Source organism: Neolewinella agarilytica (genome assembly GCF_900110645.1).
Taxonomy (GTDB): Bacteria; Bacteroidota; Bacteroidia; order Chitinophagales; family Saprospiraceae; genus Neolewinella; species Neolewinella agarilytica.
Map to the genome: position 1 here is coordinate 183,889 of NZ_FOFB01000009.1, position 20,476 is coordinate 204,364.

Consider the following 20,476-nt stretch of genomic DNA (forward strand, 5'->3'; position numbering starts at 1 on the left):
AGGTACTGACCGGATATAAAAGACACTATGAACAACACAAATCGTATCTGATTCCTAAAATTTCATGCCAACAGGATGGACGAAAGCGGGCTTTTCCCGTTGGTGCAGAGATACTATTCAGCGTATTTTTCTTGTGGACAGAATGTTTAGCAAACCTTTTTTAGAGGTAAGAGTTTTTTTAGAAAGACAAAAGGAAAGACAAAATTAGAAGCCCGTTTCAGTGAGTGCTAGTACGATTCTACCTATCAATGACACAATTCTATAATTTCGATATGTATGTAACTCAGGAGCCGTTTTTAGACGAGCTCAGGTAGGTGTTAAATAGCTTTATGATGTTTAAAATGTATGGTGCTCCCCGAAGCAGTTAGGCCGCCATTTTGCTTTAAGATCAATCAACATCACTTTAAATTTCACCCCATATCTTGATGGGGTGGGTAAGGTCGGCTTCTTACTTTTGTACAGAGGCTTTCCTTTACTTTTTGAATTGCATCAGTATGCCAGGTTTCAACGTTACCCATCTTCGGACACGTCCATTGGAAGCAATGGTTGAAAACCGGACGACCTTCACCATGAAGTCTTTGGCTATTAGCCTCTTCGAAACCCACGAAGAGGCCAAAGCAGTCAATCTCCACTGTGATACTCCGGTTCTGGCCAGTATGGTTCAGGGAAGGAAGGTGATGAGTCTTGGGGGAGAACCCGGCTTCAATTTTCTGCCCGGTGAGTCAATTATGATGCCTCCCGAAGAGTTAATGACCATCGACTTTCCTGACGCCGACCAGAAAGAACCCACTAAATGCCTGGCTCTGGAAATTGATCCCGACGAAATCCAGAAGGTTTCAGACCTGTTGAACGAGCACCAAGTCCGGACGGGTGGCCGCCAGTGGGTAAGGGGAAACAAGAGTTTCTACTTCAGGAATGATGCTGGCCTGACACAATTGATACAGCGTTTGGTCTTTCTGTGTGGAGAAGACCACCCCTCAAAGGATAAGTTTGTTGATTTGTCGTTGCGTGAACTGTTGCTACGCCTCCTCGAATCAGAAACCCGCTATCAGGAGTTACTGGATTCTCAACGAAGGGCCAGCAGCGAACCCATTTCGAAGTCGGTTATGTACATTCTTAATAACCTGGATAAGCGGTTGACCGTCGATCAACTAAGTCGGCTGGCGCATATGAGCTCGTCGGGCTTTCACCGTGTTTTTAAGGGTGAAATGGGAGTTTCGCCAGTAGAGTTTATTAACGAAGAAAGGGTTAAACTTGGAGCCAGTCTGTTGCGGCAGGGAGATTACTCCATTCAGGAAATAGCACTGCGGTGTGGATTTAACAGTGGCAGCTACTTCACGCGGATATTCAGGCGGTACTATGGTGTGAAGCCAACGGAGTTTATAGGAGGGGAGTCCATTATCTCCAAAGTCTAAGGTCAGCCGGCAATGGCAGGGCTAACGCATACTCGAAGCCGGACCCTCACCGCGAAGCAGCCCCGAAGGGAAAGGAACATTTTATCCTTCGCTCCGCTACGGAAAATGCACACTTCGAGGTCCTAAATTGGCAGTCTAGGACCTCGAAGTGTGCTCAGCCATGGAGCGGGAGGCGAAATTGCTGAGTTCCTTTGAGCGTCCGGTGAGTATGCGTTAGCCCTGGCCGGCAATGGAGCGGCTCCGGCTGGAAATCACCCTGCTTTAAAAGAACCTTCTTTGCACCTGCGGCCCCCCGCCAAACCACTCCGGCTTAGGTCTGTTTGTCCGCCTCCGTCAATAAGCGAGACTCAATCACGAACCGTAAACCTAACGGAATCTCGGCCGAAAAACTGGAGCCCCGCCCTTCCGTTACGTCGAGGGTAAGGTGGGTATGCTTCCAGTATTCGTATTGAAACCTGGACATATAATACGGGCAACCGTGAATTTCACCGAGTAGCTCATCGTTATCGTCAATGTAAAACTCTCCTTCCGGAAAACACATGGGAGAGGAACCATCACAACAGCCGCCGCTCTGATGGAAAATAAGGCTGCCGTGTTCAGCGCGGAGCCGGTCGATAACTTCGCGGGCAGCGGGAGTTATGTCTACTTTGGGCATGATCTGTTGGTTTGTTTTTTGTGAAAAAAAAACGCCAGCCGGGGGCTTCCCCCGGACTGGCGTTGTTGGCAGGGTACAGCATACTGGCTGCAAGTGCAGGTTGGTCTCTCTCTACTGTTACAAGGTGCACCTGCAACCTGCAACTTGCAACCTGCAACCTGCAACCTGCAACCTGCAACCTGCAACTTACAACCTGCACCCTGCCCCCTGCAACTCGCCCCCTGCCCCTCTAAAAGAAGCCCAGCTTGTCCTTACTGTAGCTAATCAGCATGTTCTTTGTCTGGCGATAGTGGTCGAGCATCATTTTATGATTCTCCCGGCCGATGCCTGATTTTTTGTAGCCACCGAAGGGAGCGTGAGCAGGGTAGTCATGGTAGCAGTTAACCCACACGCGGCCGGCCTGCACCTTACGGGCAATGCCGTAAGCCTCGTGCATGTCGCGGGTCCAGAGGCCGGCACCAAGTCCGTAAAGGGTATCGTTGGCGATCTCGATGGCTTCCGCTTCGTCTTTGAAAGTGGTGATGCAAACGACGGGGCCGAAGATCTCCTCCTGGAAAACCCGCATCTTGTTGTTGCCCTTCAGTACGGTTGGCTTGATGTAGTAGCCGCCGGAAAGCTCATCCACGTAGGCGGCTTCGCCGCCGGTGAGTACTTCACAACCTTCTTCTTTGCCGATCTTGATGTACTTCAGGATCTTCTCATACTGATCATTACTGGCCTGAGCCCCCATCATGGTGGAAGGGTCGAGCGGGTGGCCCATCTTGATGGCTTCAACGCGTTCAATGAAACGCTTAACGAAGTCATCGTAGATGGATTCATCGACGAGAATACGGCTCGGGCAGGTGCAGACTTCCCCCTGGTTGAGGGCGAACATCGCGGCACCTTCCAGGCACTTATCGAAGAAGGCATCGTCAGCATCCATGACACTCTTCATGAAAATATTGGGGCTCTTGCCGCCAAGCTCCAGCGTAACCGGGATAATGTTTTTACTGGCGTATTGCATGATCAGCTGCCCCGTTGTCGTCTCTCCGGTGAAAGCGACCTTGCAGATGTCTGGGTGGCTGGCCAGTGGCTTGCCGGCTTCGACGCCGAAGCCATTAACAATGTTAAGCACACCAGCGGGAAGAATGTCCTCAATCATCTCCATCAGGATGAGGATGCCAACGGGCGTTTGCTCGGCCGGCTTAAGCACGATACAATTGCCCGCTGCCAGCGCCGGAGCAATCTTCCAGGCAGCCATCAGGATAGGGAAATTCCAGGGGATGATCTGGCCCACTACGCCGAGTGGCTCCCAGACATTCATGGAAACAGTATTACTGTTCAGCTCGGAGACACCGCCTTCCTCTCCGCGGATGACGCCGGCGAAATAGCGGAAGTGATCTACGGCCAGGGGCATGTCTGCTGCACGGGTTTCACGAATGGATTTACCATTGTCCCAGGTTTCCGCGCGGGCAAGTACTTCGAGGTTGTCTTCCATCACCTGAGCGATCTTTAGCAGCAGGTTGCTGCGCTCGGTGGCGGAGGTGTTGTTCCAGTGGTCGGCTGCCTTCCAGGCAGCGGCAACGGCCTTGTCAATGTCCTCTTTCGTGGACCGGGGAATGCGGGTGAAGGAGTTACCATCCACCGGAGAGACATTGTCAAAATACTCTCCCCTGGTGGGCGCTACCCATTCCCCTCCAATGTAGTTTTCGTATTGATCTTTGAACCGTGGTGGAGCCAGGGTTGGCGAGACGGTTGTTGCAGTTGTACTCATGATCGAAATTAGTTTGGGTTGAATGATGAGCAGAAATTTTTCCTTAATTTCAGCTTGTGAACCAAAGATATTTCCCCCTGGTGTTGAACACTTGTACTATTCCGTCATTCGGTTGAACGATCGGCTCAATCGGTTGAAAAGTAAGTGGTATTCAAAATATTATATGGCTGAAGTCATTATTATTATGACAACCTTTTGAGAACTTAAAGTGATATGCTGCAACTTGTTTCAGAAAACTTACGTACCCGGAACCTGCACACGCTGGTAGAGAACCGTACAACCTTTACGCTCGATTCTGCCGCTCTCAACCTGTTTGAAACGCACCAGCAGGCAGAGGCCGTCCATCTTCGTTTTGATGCTCCTGTACTGGCCAGTATGATCAAAGGCCGGAAGGTGATGCACCTGCGTCAGCGGCCCGGCTTCAATTTTTTGCCGGGAGAATCGATCATGCTACCTAAGAACGAGCTGATGGTGATCGACTTCCCCGACGCGCAGGAAGGCCGCCCGACGAAATGTTTTGCGCTGGAGATTGACCCTCACCTCATCAGCAAGGTGATCGAAGGGATGAATGAACGCCGCCCGCGTTCGGACGGCTTCAACTGGGGGCAGGCAGACCAAAACCTTCACTTCACCAATGACCCCGGGATTACCCAGCTTATACAGCGGATGGTCTATCTCTGCGCTGAAGATCACCCTGCTAAGGACATATTTTTTGATATGTCGTTGAAGGAACTCCTTATCCGACTGTTGGAAATAGAGTCTCGCCAAAACCACTTGCTGGACCCTCAGGGCCTGGCCACAAGTCAACCCATTACGGCTGCTGTGAGCTACATTCTTGGCCATCTCGATGAGCGCCTGACCATCGGGAGCCTGAGTAAAATGGTCTACATGAGTAAGTCCAGTTTCTTCCGGGCTTTCCGCAATGAGATGGGCATTTCCCCGGTGGACTTTATCAACAGCGAACGGATTAAAATGGCTGTCTCCCTGCTGAAACGAAGTGAACTCAGTATCCGGCAGGTGGCCATGCGTTGCGGTTTCAACAGTGCCAGTTACTTTACCCGGATGTTCAAAAAGCACTATGGTGTCAGTCCGGCGGGCTTTCAGGAGAAGGCTTCCTAGTGCTTTGTCAAGCTTAGATTTTCGGGCAGTCTGGCGGCATTTTTTGCAACGAAGTACGGTCGCAAAACCTACCAGTATTCTACCCGGAAATTAAACATTGCAAAGCACAGGTTCCCGGGAGATATCAGCGGGGCGCGGCCGCAGGTGCAGAGGAATGCTTGAAAAGCAGAGATCGTCAGCCTCGTCTCTCTGAGATGATCGACGACACAAGGGTGCCTTCGGGAGTGTTGCCAAATCCGGAGTCGGAGGAACGTTTTACGGCAGCTCAGGTATGAGGGAGTGCTTAGGTTTTAAAAAACCTGCTTATACAATAAAGGCGAAAGAACTCTATCTTACTTTAGATTGCCCTGACTTAGCACCTCGATTGTACTTTTGGTTGTCTACACCATTGATATCTTCGACCCAAGACTCTCGCTTGTCCAGTATTTTAGCAAAACAACCCGTCAGCTATGCCCAACTCCAACTCCCCAAAAATCCCCCAGGCCGCTCTCGATCTCTACGATCGTTACGCCCACAACCAGATTGATCGTCGGAAATTCGTCTCCCAGCTATCTGCTTATGCAGTAGGCGGGCTAACCGTTGCCGGCCTGATGGAACGGTTGATGCCAGACTACACGAATAAAATACAGGTTGCCGCTGATGACCCCCGCCTGGACGCAGACACGGTGGAGTATACTTCCCCGACAACGGGCATTACCATTCGGGGCCTGCTGGCTCGGCCCGTAGAAGCAAAGGAGAAGCTTCCGGGTATCATCGTTGTACACGAAAACCGGGGGCTGAACCCACACATTGAAGACGTAACCCGTCGGGCCGGTCTGGCAAATTTCATCGCCCTGGGCCCCGATGCGCTTACGCCGCTGGGCGGCTACCCGGGCAACGATGACGACGGACGGGCCCTGCAGCGGGAGCGCGACCGGGACGAGATGCTGGAGGACTTCATCGCCGCCTACCAGTTCCTTCGCCATCATCCGGAATGTACCGGCCAGGTAGGCGTGGTGGGCTTTTGCTTCGGAGGGTCCATTTCTAATAAAATGGCCGTTCGTCTGCCCGATCTGGGAGCTGCCGTTCCTTTCTACGGCGGGCAGCCTGACACGAAGGATGTACCCGCCATCCAGGCACCCTTGTTGCTGCAATACGCAGAGCTGGATAAGCGCGTTAACGCCGGCTGGCCCGAATACGAAGCGGCTCTAAAGGCAAACAACAAAAAGTATACTGCCCATATCTACCCCGGCGTTAACCACGGCTTCCACAACGATACCACTTCCCGCTACGACGAGGCAGCGGCTAAGTTGGCCTGGGAACGGACGATTGCTTTTTTTGAGGAGCATTTGCGGTAGGCTTACTGTCCGTTTATCCGCTCAACCCATTCTTTCACGACCCCTTCCAGCCCCCGCATCGTAATCGCCCCATTTGCCAGCACCAGATCGTGAAAGGCAGCAATGTCAAAACGGTCGCCGAGCTCGGCTTCGGCATATTTACGTAGTTCCCGGATTTTGAGTTCCCCCATTTTGTAGGACACGGCCTGCCCGGGCCAGCCGATGTAGCGATCGATTTCGGTATTGACTTCGTGGAGGGAGAGGGCAGTGTTGGAGGCCATAAAGTCGACGGCCTGCTGGCGCGTCCAACCCATGTAGTGCATGCCGGGGTCAACGACGAGGCGGCAGGCGCGCCACATTTCGTAGACGAGGCGGCCGAATTCCTCATAGTCTGTCTGGTAGATGCCGGCTTCTTTGCCGAGGTATTCGCAGTAGAGGGCCCAGCCTTCGCCGAAGGCGGAGAGGTAAAGGTTGTTGCGGAAGGCGGGGAGGCCTTCCATCTCGGCGGCGAGCATCATCTGGGTATGGTGGCCGGGCACGCCCTCGTGGAGGGCGAGGGCGGGCAGGACGTAGAAGGGGCGGCTGGGCAGATCGTAGGTGTTGACCCAGAAAGCGCCGGCTTTGCGGCGCTTGTAGGAGCCGGGCGAGTAGCGCCCGCCGGTGTAGTTAGGCGCCAGAGCATCCGGTACGGGGGAGACGGTGAGCGGCATCCGGGGAAGTTGGTTGAAATACTGGGGGAGCTTGCCTTCCATACGCTTGGTGATCCAGGCGGCGCGACTGAGAAGTTCCTCCGGGGTCTTGGCGTAGAACTGCTCGTCGGTGCGGAGGAAGTCAAGAAAGTCAGCAAAGCTGCCGCTGAAGCCGGTACGTTTCACGATGGCCTCCATTTCGGCACGGATGCGGGCGACTTCGCGCTGGCCGGTGGCGAAGACTTCTTCGGGGCTGATGTCGTCAGTAGTAAAGTACTTTACCCGCTGGCGGTAGTAGGCTTTGCCGTCGGTAATCCCGCTAATGCCAATTCCTTTGCGCAGACCAGGGAGATACTCGTTTGTAAGGAAGTCACGGAGCGATTGATAAGCGGGGTAAACACTTTGCTTTACAACTTCCTCCAGCACCTGCGTCCGCGCCCTCTGCTGAGTTGGTTGAAGCGCCGCATCATTATTTACGGGTTGCAGGAAGAAGCTCTCCGCTACCGGCGTTGCCAGGAGTCGGTTGATCTGATCCAGACAGTTTTTTACCACCAGGGCCGGATCGGTCTTGCCTTCTTTCAACCCTCGCCGCAGGTGGGTGATGTGCTGCTCAAAGTAAGCCGGTAAGTCTTGCAACCGCTTTCGGTAAACGCTAAAGCTGCCTTCATCCGTAACCCTTTGCCCGAGAATTGTGTACACCACGCCCGCCAGAAAACCACCTTCGGAATCGAGGGGGAAACGATGACTGCCGAATGTCCGCTGATAGATGGCATCGTCGAGCACGTGAACCAAAAGATCGCGGTTGATACGCTGTGCTGCGGATAATTTTTCCTCCTCCGGAACCCGCTGCCGAAGGGTTTTAAGTTCCGTTGCTTCCCACTGAATATTGGCCTCTGATCGGGTACCCCAGCTATCGCCCTGGCTGGCGCCTCGCCATTCTCCGAATTCCTGCATGACGGCTTCCAGCCGACTCGAATCGGACTGCGCTAACAAGAGAGAGAAGGGGAGGAGCGCGAGGGCAAAAAGAAACGGACGAATCATGGGATTAAGGTAAGTTAAATTGAAAGGGTGACCAAAGCTGTTTCGCAAACTCAGCCCCGGAGGGGGCGCCTCTCGTAGCGATGGGCAACCGAGTCGGCAAAACCGACGAGGGAACCATCGTTTTCGTTACACAGGACCCATTATCACTATTTTTGTACCATGAGTAAACAACCTGAACTACCCGAACAAACCATTAAACCCAAGCCCACCCGTGGCGCCTCCTTTTACATGGCCTTACTGGCCATCGTCATTTCCTTAGTCGGAACCTGTGTCTCCATATTTGAAGCCCGGATTTTGCGGGAGCAACAGACGATCATGTCGGACGAAAAGGAGGCAACGGTATGGCCTTACGTGAGCGCCGGAGCAAACATTTCCCAGGAAGGGAAAAGCACCACGGTTACCATGAGCCTCAAAAACGAAGGGGTCGGTCCGGCATTGATCGGAGATCTGCACCATGTTGTAGAGGGACAGACGGGGACTCTGACTGAGGTGCTGCCGATGCTTAGGAAACAGTTCCCGGCGTTTAAAATCATTCCGCTGTTAATTTCCAATACCGGAAAGAAGGTGCTTGGGGCCGGAGAATCCGTCACCGCTTATCGCTTGCTGATCAGCGGACAGACAGATCAGGTACTGGACCACATCGAGGTGACAGGAGCGATCGAAACCGAATTTTGCTATTGTTCTATCTACGGAGACTGCTGGTCGTCTGATGGTGAACGCCTGGCCGAAACTCAGCCTTGTGGCGGCCGAGATTACCTCCGGTGAGCCTTCACCGTAGCCACGGCCTCCACCGCTACGGCGGAGAGGATTAATGCGCCGCCGAGAACCGCTGAAAAATCAGGATATTCCTTGAAAAAAAGCATTCCCAGCAGAATGCCGTAGACGGGCTGAACGCAGGTGAGCAGACTGACGGTACTTACCGAAAAATACCGGAAACAGGCTAGCAGTAAGGTGTGCCCGATGGCAGTAGTGAGCAGGCCCAACCCAAGGATGTAGGGGATCGCTTCCGCCGTCGGCGCGGCCTCAAAGAAGAAGAGCGCTGGTAGCAGGCAGATGACCGTGACGGCCGTCTGATAAGTCATCATCACCGAACCCTGAATGCTGTCTACCTGGGTTTTCATCAGGATGTTGCGCAGGGAATAGACGAAGGCCGAGCAGAGACCGGCAACAAGGCCGAGGGTAGCACCATCTTCAAGGCTGAAGCTTGGTGCGAGGAAGTAGATCCCTACGATGACAAGTCCGGCCAGGAACAGGTGGCGGACTTGAAAGCGTTGCTTCAGCAAAAGCGGTTCCAGCAGCGTCGTCATGGCCGGATAGGTAAAAATGGAGAGCATCCCGATGGCGACACTGGACAGCTTGAGGGAGTAGAAATAGAGCACCCAGTGTAACATCATTAACAGGCCGGAGAGAATCACCAACCAGCGGCGTTTGGGATCTTTGATCCGAAAGCTGAAACCTTTCCAGTAGCAAAACACCGCCAGGAAAATCATGGCAATCGCGGATCGCCACCAGACGGCCGGTATGGCGTCTAAGGGAACAAAACGGCCGAGCATACCGGAGGTGCCAATGAAGATCATCGCCAGGTTGATCTCCAGAAACTGGCGGGAAGTGGAAGGAGTACTGATGGGAGGGGAATTAAATTGGGCGCCGGAGCGCGGGTGCAAAGAACGGGCCTTCAAGAGCAGGGAGGTCGGGCGCTTCACGACTTTAGGTTAACCACAAATTCTCACTGAGGTTGGCGGAGGGAAAGACAGAATTTAGCCGCTTTGCGAAGAGGGGGGGGGGACGTAAAAGCTTCGAGCGTTTTTTCAAAGCACTAACAGCTTAGCTATCAGCAGCAGCCCAATACCGATGGGGATGATGTACTTGTAGGCAATCGTCAGGCGGCTGCGCCACGCAGCCGATACGGTATGCCCGCCGATTTCGAGTTCGGCGAAGAAGCCGTCCAGCGTCCAGCGGCGCAACAGGTAAATACAGAGCAGTAGTGTACCGACCAGCAGTAAGATGCTGCCAAACCATTCCAGCAGGAAGTTGAAGTAACCCATGCCGGGGTCACCCATGCCGGCGAAGTTGGTCAGCCACGCCGGGCCGTCGCTGGCACAGGAAATAACGACGGGAACGGCGAGCAGAAAAACCAGCCCGCCCAGGGCAAAGCCCGTTACCCGCCGAGACCAGCCCCGCTGCGTCGTCAGAGCCCGCAGCGCGGGCTCAAAGAGGGATACCGCTGAGGTGAGGATAGCTACCCCGAGCAGAATGAAGAAGGTAAGCCCTACCCACTGACCCGCAGCGCCGTATGTCTTGAATATCTCCACCAGATTAATGAACACCAGCGGCGGGCCACCGTAAATGTCCCCCTCGATATTACCGAGCAGTGGCACGACGAGCAGTGCCCCCAGGATGGCCACTACCGTGTCCAGATGAACGATGGTTGGCGCATGATCGAGCACATTCGCCTGGCGGTCCAGGTGTGCCGCGAAGGTGAGCATGGAGGCCGCCCCCAGCCCGAGGCTGAAGAAGGCCTGCCCCAGGGCATGCAATATACCCAGCTCTCCGCTTTCGGTGGGGAGGAAGAGGGCTTCCCAGTCGAAGCGCAGCAGATTCCAGTAGTCTACCGCTTCCGGGCGGAGCAAAGGCAGGGAGATGATCAGAAAGAGTACCAGCAGCACCAGCATCGGCATGGCGAATTTGCTCAATCGCTCGATACCCCGCCGGAGCTCGCTGGAAGAAATGACGGCCACGATGGCCGTGAACAAGCCCGTAAACAACAGGGCCCGGTTCATTGTCCCGATCGCCGCGCCGAAGGCGGGGCCTGCGGGCGTAGAAGAAAGCGTCGCGTAGTCCGTCAGGTACTGCCAGACATAATCCAGCGTCCAGCCGGCCAGCACCAGGTAAAAGCTGGCGACCATGATGGCCGTTATGATTCCCAGTCTGCCGATCCAGGCCCAGCCCGGCCCATCGTCTTCTCCGCGGAAAGCATCTATGGCGTCCGTTCCACTACGCTTGCCCAGGGCGTTTTCCAGAATCATCAGCGGTATGCCCATCAGCAGGGTAAAGCCCACGAATGCCAGCACGTAGGCACTGCCGCCAAAGAAGTGAACCCGGTAGGGGAAGATGACCAGGTTAGCGACGCCGATGGCGGCGCCGGCGGAGGCTAGAATGTGACCGGAGCGGGAGAAGGACATGAGTGAATGGGGGAATGAAAGGAATGAGTGAATGGGGGAATGAAAGGAATGAGTGAATGAAAAGGATGAGTGAATGGGGGAATGAAAAGAATGAGTGAATGAAAAGAATGAGTGAATGGGGTGGTGAAACCTAATGGTCTTTCAGCAGGTCGATGATGGCTTCTCCGGTTTTCAATAATTGCTGTTTCAGCGTATCCACTTTTGCGGAGTCCAGATCCGTAAATATAGGTTGCTGACGCAGCATACTTTTGTGCAAGGTATCTCCATTTTGTAAAGGGGAGCCTTCCTGAGAGTTATTAATGACAATTGTTTTAGCGCCTGAAAAGCTAAGGGTACTGGCGATGAAGTCGGCCTCGTCGCCAATGGGGAATTCCGGGTCAATGGCCAGGCCCAGCCATACGGTTCTGTTCTCCAGCTCGATGGTACTCACCGTGCCGATGGGCAGGCCACTTATCACAACGGGAGTGCCGGTTTTAATACCGGAGGCGTTCTGCGTGGAGACGTAAATCAGATCTTGTGATTGACAGGAGTAGAGACAGACTGTTATGAGTAAGCCAATACCTCTCAAAAGGGTACTCTTTAAATAATTAGCCATTTGTACTAGCTTGTTGTAAACACCTAAAGGGATTAGGATGATAGAATCGGGCCAGGACCTTGTAGCGTCCCGAAGGGACCTGCGAGCGTCCTTACGGGGTATATACCCGCCCAGCGGTTGGCTTACCTCCCCTCATACTCTCTGATCCACCGCAACGCCAATATTGCCGCCGGCCCCACCATACTTCCGTGATCAAATCCGCCGAGTTCATGTAGTTCGGCGTGCTGGTGGCCACTTAGCTTGAGCATTCGCCAGAAGTAGGCGTTTTCCTCGTAGCGGCCGAAGAGTTCGAGCTCGCGGTCGCCGGTGATGAGGACGATGGGCAGGTCGCTGATGCGCAGGTGAGCGATGGGGGCGAAGCGGTCCACAACGACGTCGTTCCAGGCCAGACCGCGCGCTTTGCGCGGGGTGAAGTGAGTGATGGTGTGTCCGGAAAAAGGAATCAACCCGGCGAGACTGTCGGGGTGCTCGCCGAATTCGGCGAGGTAGGTGGTGTCCAGCCCGATCATACTCGTCAGATAACCACCGGCGCTGTGGCCGCTGACGTAGATGCGGCTCGGGTCACCACCCCAGCGTTCGATGTTTTGCATCGTCCAGGCGACAGCAGCGGCGGCGTCCTGGGTGTAGACCGGGTTTTGCACCTTCGGGTGCAGGCGATAGTTAGCGGTTACCACGGCGATACCCTGGTTCTTCCAGGCGTTGAGGAAGTGCTTTTGGCCAAACTCCAACCCGCCGCCGTGGAAATAGACGATGGTGGCGAAGCCAGTCGTGTCTTCTGGAATGTCAATGTCGAGTTTACAGCGTTCCATGGCGTAGGCGTCCGTAGCGTCCGGCCGGTAGGAAATGCCGTGATAAATGCCGGAGAGGTCTTCCTGCTGGGCGCTGACGCAGGTGCAGAAGAGAGCTAAAGTGTAGAGTAGGAAACCGTGGATTTTCATGGTGGTAAGATAGAACGCAGGACTGGAATGTTAGCCCACCCAGCTCCTCCAACCCCCTCTGCATCCTGCGGCTGCGCCCATATATTCGCCGCCCGGTAGTATTTTGTGTAGCCACCAATTCTAATACTCCTTGCGCCTCTCCCGTATCACCCTCTATCCTTCCCCCATAGCGCTCACCGAGCCATTTGTTATTTCCCTCGGGCCACTGACGCACGCCAACAATGTGCTGGTGAAAATCGAGAGCGATACCGGATTGGTGGGCTGGGGCGAAGCCAGCCCTTTCCCGACGATCCACGGAGAAACGATGGCGGGCTGTATGGCCGTGGGGGCTTTCTTGGCCCGGCAGCTATTGGGCGTCGATCCTCGCGATCCGGAAACGTTTACGGACCGGATGGACTGCGCCATTACGGGCAATGCCTGCATCAAAAGCGCCTTCGATATGGCTTGCTACGACCTGGCCGCACAGGATGCAGGACAACCGCTGTATACTTACTTGGGCGGCAAAAACGATAAAGCGCTGCATACGGATTATACCGTCAGCCTCGGTCCCATTGATAAAATGGTGGATAAAGCCAGGTGGATCAAAGCCCGGGGCTTTCCGGTAGTGAAGCTGAAGCTGGGCGAGGGACCGCAGGATGCAGAGCGGGTTCGTATGATCAGCAAGGAAGTGGGCCCCGATTTTCCCCTTCGCCTCGATGCGAACCAGGGGTGGACCACCGGTCTGGCCATCGAATTACTGCAGGGAATGGCCGGCTACAACATCCAGCACTGCGAAGCCCCCATCCCGCGCCGGGATTTTCTCGACCTGCCGCGCATCCGCGCCGCCAGCCCGATTCCCATCATGGCCGACGAAGCCTGCTGGGATCATCTCGATGCCCAACGGCTGATCAACCTGAAGGCGATTGATCGCATCAACATCAAAATCTCCAAGTCCGGAGGGCTATTCAAAGCCCTGAAGATTCTCCAAATGGCGGAGGCCAACGATATGCCCGTTCAAATTGGTGGTTTTCTGGAAAGCAGACTGGGCTTTTCGGCCGCTGCTCACCTCGCACTGTGTAGTAATCAGGCGGTGTTCTATGACTTCGATACGCCGCTGATGCAAAGCCAGGATCCGATCAAAGGCGGTATCGTTTATGGGGCCGGAGGCCGGGTAACCCTGCCGGAGGGGCATGGCCTGGGGGCGATGCCGGAGGCTGATTACCTGCGAAATCTGGAAGAGAGTGGCTCTACGGTCTGCGTGCAATAAACTATTGGTCGCACGCGGAGCGTGCAACGACCCTACCGTACCCGTAGTTTCTTAGTTGTAATCGTCCGCCCGGATTCATTCCTCAGCGTGTAGAGATAAATGCCGGAAGGGAGGTCAGTGACGTCCATATTGATCCGGGTCTGGTCTCCGAGGGGAGAGAATGAGCGGGTGGCAATTTGCTTGCCGAGCAGATTGACGAGGGTCAGCTCGTAGTTGCCCCGCTGGAGACCTTCCATCTCGAAGGTTGCCAGGTTGATGGCTGGATTAGGGAAAACCCTGATCGTTGCCTGAGCGATACCGGGCCCATTGGTAGAGGTAGCGGTTTCTGCCCGCTTGTATTCCATTCGCTCCACGATGTTGGTCTCGGGGTCTACCTCGAAGGAACCGATGGGCTCCTTGCTGTCGTTGTTCCAGAAAATGTAGGTTACCGTAGGGGCTTGCTGGCCGAGAAACTCACTGAATTCAGGGTTCTCGATGGCCAGTGCCGCAGTAACGTTCACCCAGATAGGAATGCCGGGCGCTTTAGCTTCCAGGTCAATGAAGATACTTTCTCTGCGCTTTTCGCGCAATACGTCATAGTAGTTGTCTCCCAGGCGTACGGTTCCCCAGGCATCGACTTCGTCGTTGCGAGTGGACGTGGTGGTGATGCGGAGAGAGTCTACGGCATCGAAAGCGTCGCCGAGGAGATCCAGGGCTTCGGCGGGTAAGCTGTCGGGCGAAATAGTGGTTTGGTTCTGGGTAACGGTAGCAAACTCATCTTCGAAGTTCAGCGGGGCGCGGCGTACAGCGCGGCCCGGGTTGACGGGGGCGGTTAACTCGAAGTCGGGAAAAAGATCCAGGCGGCTGCGCACGCCCACGAGCAACATAGCATCTGCGGTGACCCGGTAGTAGTTGGTATTGAATACATTGGTGCGTAAAACGAACTCTGCGTCCGGGAAGAGTGGGTCTGTGTTAGCATCCACGGCTTCTGAAAAGTTGATGGTCGCCGTCGGTGTGCCGAAAGACCAGAAGAGGTCAGCTCCGCCTTCCAGTTGCAGGTCCAGGCTATTGGCATAGACACTATCAGCGATTGACGTCCGGAGGGTATCCCCGATGGCGGGGAAATAGCTGTCAGACAGGGTAACCTGTGCGGAGAGCAGGGCGACGGCAAACACCAGCAGAAGGGTAGGTAAAAATCTATGCATACCAATAAGACTTAAAAAATTCAGAGCCTGCGCAAGGTACGGGGAATTGTGGGAGGGGAGCGCTGATTAAGGGTTAATTAACGTCGGCTGGCGGTTATTGGTCGGGGAAGGGGAGTGGGCTTCGGGTATAACTGTAGATGTACCGGGTTCATTTTCGGGTACATCTACAGTTATACCCGAAAATGGCCCATTATCCCCTAATCTGCCATAATCGAAGCTAACCATTTTTCCGCCGTCTCCGCATCCCAGCCCTTGCGGGCGGCGTAATCCGCCGCCTGGTCTTCGCGGATACCGCGAACGGTGAAGTACTTCGCGTCCGGGTGGCTCAGGTACCAGCCACTGACACTGCTGGCGGGGTACATGGCCATGCTGTCCGTGAGTTGAATGCCCGTGGTGGCCTCTACGTCAAGTAGCTGCCAGAGGGTCTCTTTTTCGGTATGCTCGGGGCAGGCAGGGTAGCCGGGGGCCGGGCGAATACCCCGGTATTGCTCGGCGATGAGTTGCTCGTTAGTCACGGCTTCATCCGGGGCATAGCCCCAGAATTCCATCCGGACCCTCTGGTGCATCCGTTCAGCAAAAGCCTCGGCCAGCCGGTCAGCCAGGGCTTTGAGCATGATGGCGCTGTAGTCGTCTCCGGCCTCTTCGAAACGCTTAATGTGCGGCTCAATACCGATGCCGGCCGTGACGGCAAAGCCACCGAGGTAATCCGATTTTGCCGCAGACGCAGGTGCAATGAAATCCGTAAGGGCAAGGTTGGGTCGACCCTTCGCCTTCTTACTTTGTTGCCGCAGGTGGTAGAGCTCCACGGACCTCGAAGCGTCCTGGAAAGACCTTCGAGCGTCCACTCCCTCCTCTTGCTCTTTAACCTCCCCTTGCACCTGCGGCTGCGCCCCATTGTACACTTTAACGGTATCGGTCTCTGTATCCGCGCTCGCCGGCCAGAAGCCAATGACACCTTTCGCCTGCAGCCATTTTTCCTGTACGATTTTGTCCAGCATCTCCCGGGCTTCATTGTAGAGGGTGGTGGCTTCTTCGCCCACCACACTGTCCGTCAGAATAGCCGGAAACTTGCCCGCCAGGGCCCAGCTGCTGAAGAAGGGCGTCCAGTCAATGTAGTCTACCAACTCGGCCAGATCGTAATCTTCGAAAACCTTTGCGCCCGTGAAAGTAGGTACGGGAGGCGTGTAGTTATCCCAGTCTAATTGTAGCGCATTAGCCCGGGCCGCTGCGATGGAGAGCGCCTTTTTACCCGATTGCTGCTTGGCCCGGTGTACCCGCACCCGTTCGTATTCTTCCGTAATACTCTGGCGGTAGGCCTCTCGGTCGGCGGCTTCGCCGTCCAGCAAACTACCCGCTACGGTTACCGCTCGGCTGGCGTCGAGGACGTGGACCGTTGCCCCTTTGGTGTAGGCCGGCTCCACCTTCAGCGCCGTATGCGTTTTGCTGGTCGTGGCACCACCAATCAGCAGTGGTGTCGTCATGCCGCGTCGTTCCATTTCAGCGGCAACGTTGACCATCTCATCCAGTGAAGGGGTGATGAGACCGCTCAGACCGATGATGTCCACCTGGTGCTTCTGTGCCTCGTCCAGAATCTTATTCGCCGGCACCATTACCCCAAGGTCGATGATTTCGTAGTTGTTACAGGCCAGCACGACGCCGACGATGTTCTTACCAATATCGTGTACGTCGCCCTTTACAGTGGCCAGGAGAATGGTGCCTTTGTATTGACGGCTGCCTTCGTTTTCCTTTTGGGCTTCTCTCTCTTCCAGCGCTTCGCCAGCGGCGGTTCGGCGGGCATCTTCCTCGGCCTGCCGGGCCATTATTTCTTCTTTTTCGGCTTCAATAAACGGATTTAAATAAGCCACTGCCGCTTTCATCACCCGGGCAGACTTTACTACCTGCGGCAGGAACATCTTACCGGATCCGAAGAGATCGCCGACTACGTTCATGCCGTCCATCAAAGGACCTTCGATGACGTGCAGCGGGCGCGGATATTTCAACCGGGCCTCTTCGGTGTCTTCGGTGATGAACTCGGTGATGCCGCGGACGAGGCTGTGCTGCAGCCGTTCTTCCACCGTGGATTCCCGCCAGGCGAGGTCTTTGACGACCGAGCGGCCGCCCACGTTCTTGAGTCCCTCCGCCAAATCGGTCAGCCGTTCGGTGGCGTCGGGGCGCCGGTTCAGAATGACGTCTTCGACGTGAACGAGGAGGTCCTCCGGAATATCCTGGTAAACCTCGATCATACCGGCATTAACGATGCCCATGTCCATCCCCGCTTCAATAGCATGGTAGAGGAAGGCAGAGTGCATCGCTTCGCGAACAACGTTGTTGCCCCGGAAACTGAAACTAACGTTGGACACCCCTCCGCTGATCTTTGCGCCAGGGCAAAGCTCCTTAATCCGTCGAGTTGCCTCGATGAAGTCAACGCCGTAGTTATTGTGTTCTTCGATGCCCGTCGCGACGGCAAAAATATTGGGGTCGAAGATGATGTCTTGCGGCGCGAACTTAGCTTCTTCCACGAGCAGCTTATAGGCACGGGCGCAGATTTCTACTTTTCGGTCTTCGGTATCCGCCTGCCCGGTTTCATCAAAGGCCATCACGATGGCGGCAGCGCCGTAGGCTTTGACCAGTTTTGCCTGGCGGAGAAATTCTTCTTCGCCCTCTTTCATGGAGATTGAGTTAACGATGCACTTCCCCTGCACACATTGCAGGCCGGCCTCGATCACGTCCCACTTCGAAGAGTCGATCATGATGGGGAGTTTGGCAATGTCGGGCTCGGCCATCACGAGGTTCAGAAAAGTGACCATGGCCTCTTTGCTGTCCAGTAGCCCCTCGTCCATATTTACGTCGATCACCTGTGCGCCGCCTTCCACCTGGTGGAGAGCAACGGCAAGGGCTTCGTCGTATTTCCCGTTCATAATCAGGCGGCTGAATTTGCGGGAGCCGGTAACGTTGGTGCGTTCCCCGACGTTGATGAAATTCGTCTCCGGGCGAACAACCAGTGGCTCCAGGCCTGAGTAAGTGGAATATCCCGGCAGGGTAGGGATCTCGCGGGGTTTGAGCCCATCCACAGCCCGCGCCATTTGGCGAATGTGCTCCGGAGTGGTGCCGCAGCAACCACCGATGAGGTTGACGAGACCGCTGGAGGCGAAGTCGCGGATGTAATCTTTCATCTCATCCGCATCCTGATCGTATTCTCCCATTTCATTGGGCAGGCCGGCGTTGGGGTAGGCATGGACGTTGCACTCCGCCACCTTGCTCAGGGCCGCCAGGTGGGTGCGCATTTCCTGTGCGCCGAGCGCACAGTTGAGGCCCACACAGAGCGGGTTGGCGTGAGCAACGGAGATGTAGAAGGCCTCGACCGTCTGCCCGCTCAGGGTCCGGCCACTGGCGTCGGTGATGGTGCCGGAGATCATAACGGGTAACTCCCGGTCAATTTCATTGCGTACCCGCTCCAGGGCAAAAAGGGCGGCTTTAGCGTTGAGCGTATCGAAGATGGTCTCGATCAGGATGAGGTCGGAACCGCCGTCAGCGAGTCCTTTGATCTGGGTATAGTAAGCGTCGGCCAGCTCCGTGAAGGTGATTGCCCGGTAGCCGGGGTCGTTTACGTCCGGACTGATACTCAGGGTCCGGTTCGTTGGCCCGACGGCGCCCGCTACAAAGCGGGGTTTGGCCGGGTTTTTGGCGGTGTACTCATCCGCTGCCTGGCGGGCTACTTTTGCGGCCGCTACGTTCATTTCGTAGACGATGTGTTCGGTGCCGTAGTCTTCCTGCGCAATGGTGGTGCCGCTGAAGGTGTTGGTCTCAATCACATCCGCTCCGGCTTCAAGGTACTGCTCATGGATTTCGCGAATCACGTCGGGACGGGTCAAAACCAATAGATCATGGTTTCCTTTCAGGTCACTCTCATGCTCTTCGAAATAGCCTTTGCGATAGTCTTCTTCTGTGAGTCCATAACCCTGAATGAGGGAGCCCATGGCTCCATCAAGGACAAGGATGCGTTGCTCGAAAATATCACGTAGACTGGTCGTTGACATAAAGTGTCTTTTAGTACCGCCAAAGATACTGATCAAGACAGGAATTAGTGGACCGACTGCGACAGTTGATATTGTTATTTTCTACGGCCTGTGAACACTATTCCAATGCGGCACGCCGCCGCAGTGCTTCTACATAATAGTAATCCGCATAAATGATTGGTACATCGATCTCAAAGCCATTTGGAAACCCTCCTGTACTGTGTTGGAGAAAAAAGGGCGCTACGTCACTCTTATATTCTTCTTTTGTTAGCGAGGTGAGAATTCTGTCGGCATGCTGAAGGTAGAAGTCTTTTCGTTCGGGGTCCAGTTTGACAAGGTCCAGCAAACCAGATGCAGTAATCGCTGCTGCTGATACATCACGAGGCGCTTCAGGGCTTTTCGGGGCATTGTAATCCCAGTAAGGGATTTCATCTTCAGGTAAATTAGGGTGGTTGAAAATGAAATTGGCGATTTCCCGAGCCCGATCCAGGAACGCAGGATTTCCCGTCTCCCTATAGCATGTAGCGAAACCATGCAGGCCCCAAGCCTGACCGCGTGACCAGGCGGAGTCGTCTGAGAAGCCTTGGTGGGTATTTCGTTTACGAACTTCTCCGGTGATCGGGTTATAATCAATGACGTGGTAGGAGCTGTAATCCGCCCGGAAGTGGTTCTTCATAGTCGTCAGTGCGTGCCGGTTGGCTACCTTATAAAAGGTAACGTTATCCGTAAATCTGGTAGCGGCAAAGAGCATCTCCAGGTTCATCATGTTGTCAATGATGACGGGGAAATCCCAATTTTCGGCATTGAAATCCCAGGAACGGATACAGCCCACGGTATCGTTGTATCGCTGGATCAGGGTCTCAGAAGCCGTAACAATGATGTCTTTGTAGCGCTCGTCTTTCGTGATTTTATAGCCTTCTCCAAAGCTGCAGTAGAGTTTGAAGCCCAGATCGTGTGTATGATCATCGTACTTCTCTTTTTCGATGAAGGCAGTCCACGCACGAGCGGCTCTTTCCAGTTCCGGATCTTGATTGACGGCATAGAGTTGCCAGAGCATGCCGGGATAAAAACCACTCGTCCAGTCACGGGATTTAACGGTGTGTAACGTACCGTCTTCGTTAAGCGCTCGCGGGATGGCCATGGAGTCAAGGGGTACCTTGTCCAGGTCTGCAATGGCGCGGGCGGCGAGCTGCTGAAGGCGCTCTTTGGCAGTGGGAACAGTACTGTCAGTTGTCGTTTGCGGTGCATCACTACAGGTGAAAAGCAAAAAAAATAGCAAGGTGGAGATGAACGGTTTCATAGCTGGATTTTCTTCAGACTGGCTGGA

The 20,476-nt window shown here is 54.7% G+C and carries 15 protein-coding genes; 5 read left to right on the top strand and 10 right to left on the bottom strand.

From position 1 onward, the window contains the following. The first annotated feature begins 494 nt into the window (after positions 1–494). Positions 495–1,415 (top strand): AraC family transcriptional regulator, encoded by a 921-nt coding sequence (locus BM123_RS10100; RefSeq protein ID WP_175489321.1) that lies wholly within the window; start codon positions 495–497, stop codon positions 1,413–1,415. 310 nt (positions 1,416–1,725) lie between these two features. Here BM123_RS10100 and BM123_RS10105 read toward each other — a convergent pair whose 3' ends face one another. After that, the gene (locus tag BM123_RS10105) at positions 1,726–2,070 is read right to left on the bottom strand and encodes a DUF779 domain-containing protein (RefSeq protein ID WP_090167895.1); all 345 of its coding nucleotides are present in this window, start codon (positions 2,068–2,070) and stop codon (positions 1,726–1,728) included. 229 nt (positions 2,071–2,299) lie between these two features. After that, entirely contained in the window at positions 2,300–3,823 is a 1,524-nt protein-coding gene (locus BM123_RS10115) for an aldehyde dehydrogenase family protein (RefSeq protein ID WP_090167897.1), read from the bottom strand. Positions 3,824–4,036: 213 nt separating this feature from the next. Here BM123_RS10115 and BM123_RS10120 point away from each other — a divergent pair, with 213 nt between their 5' ends. Continuing rightward, complete coding sequence (locus BM123_RS10120) at positions 4,037–4,942, top strand: AraC family transcriptional regulator (RefSeq protein ID WP_090167899.1); 906 nt, start codon at positions 4,037–4,039, stop codon at positions 4,940–4,942. Positions 4,943–5,391: 449 nt separating this feature from the next. Beyond that, entirely contained in the window at positions 5,392–6,279 is an 888-nt protein-coding gene (locus BM123_RS10125; RefSeq protein ID WP_090167901.1) for a dienelactone hydrolase family protein, read from the top strand. A 2-nt stretch (positions 6,280–6,281) separates the two neighbouring features. Here the strand turns inward: BM123_RS10125 and BM123_RS10130 are convergent, their stop codons facing one another. Beyond that, the gene (locus BM123_RS10130) at positions 6,282–7,988 is read right to left on the bottom strand and encodes a DUF885 domain-containing protein (RefSeq protein WP_090167903.1); all 1,707 of its coding nucleotides are present in this window, start codon (positions 7,986–7,988) and stop codon (positions 6,282–6,284) included. A 159-nt stretch (positions 7,989–8,147) separates the two neighbouring features. On the opposite strand from BM123_RS10130, the gene BM123_RS10135 reads away from it, so the two are divergent. After that, the gene (locus tag BM123_RS10135; RefSeq protein ID WP_090167904.1) at positions 8,148–8,753 is read left to right on the top strand and encodes a hypothetical protein; all 606 of its coding nucleotides are present in this window, start codon (positions 8,148–8,150) and stop codon (positions 8,751–8,753) included. On the opposite strand, the gene BM123_RS10140 is transcribed toward BM123_RS10135, so the two are convergent. From BM123_RS10140 to BM123_RS10155, 4 genes are all read right to left on the bottom strand, one after another. After that, the gene (locus BM123_RS10140; RefSeq protein ID WP_245748496.1) at positions 8,741–9,691 is read right to left on the bottom strand and encodes a DMT family transporter; all 951 of its coding nucleotides are present in this window, start codon (positions 9,689–9,691) and stop codon (positions 8,741–8,743) included. The genes BM123_RS10135 and BM123_RS10140 overlap by 13 nt on opposite strands. A 105-nt stretch (positions 9,692–9,796) precedes the next feature. Continuing rightward, on the bottom strand, positions 9,797–11,170 hold the full coding sequence (locus BM123_RS10145) for a sodium-dependent transporter (protein ID WP_090167906.1): 1,374 nt from the start codon (positions 11,168–11,170) through the stop codon (positions 9,797–9,799). Positions 11,171–11,300: 130 nt separating this feature from the next. Next, complete coding sequence (locus tag BM123_RS10150; protein ID WP_090167908.1) at positions 11,301–11,765, bottom strand: MlaD family protein; 465 nt, start codon at positions 11,763–11,765, stop codon at positions 11,301–11,303. Between the two features lie 122 nt (positions 11,766–11,887). Then, positions 11,888–12,703 (bottom strand): alpha/beta hydrolase, encoded by an 816-nt coding sequence (locus BM123_RS10155; protein WP_090167910.1) that lies wholly within the window; start codon positions 12,701–12,703, stop codon positions 11,888–11,890. 130 nt (positions 12,704–12,833) lie between these two features. Here BM123_RS10155 and BM123_RS10160 point away from each other — a divergent pair, with 130 nt between their 5' ends. Continuing rightward, complete coding sequence (locus tag BM123_RS10160; protein ID WP_090167912.1) at positions 12,834–13,949, top strand: mandelate racemase/muconate lactonizing enzyme family protein; 1,116 nt, start codon at positions 12,834–12,836, stop codon at positions 13,947–13,949. 32 nt (positions 13,950–13,981) lie between these two features. Here the strand turns inward: BM123_RS10160 and BM123_RS10165 are convergent, their stop codons facing one another. The 3 genes from BM123_RS10165 to BM123_RS10175 form a co-directional block, all read right to left on the bottom strand. Then, positions 13,982–15,133 (bottom strand): T9SS type A sorting domain-containing protein, encoded by a 1,152-nt coding sequence (locus tag BM123_RS10165; protein WP_090167914.1) that lies wholly within the window; start codon positions 15,131–15,133, stop codon positions 13,982–13,984. 197 nt (positions 15,134–15,330) lie between these two features. Further along, complete coding sequence (gene metH / locus BM123_RS10170) at positions 15,331–19,170, bottom strand: methionine synthase (protein ID WP_090167916.1); 3,840 nt, start codon at positions 19,168–19,170, stop codon at positions 15,331–15,333. 97 nt (positions 19,171–19,267) lie between these two features. Then, on the bottom strand, positions 19,268–20,449 hold the full coding sequence (locus tag BM123_RS10175; RefSeq protein WP_090167918.1) for a glycoside hydrolase family 88 protein: 1,182 nt from the start codon (positions 20,447–20,449) through the stop codon (positions 19,268–19,270). Positions 20,450–20,476 lie beyond the last annotated feature (27 nt).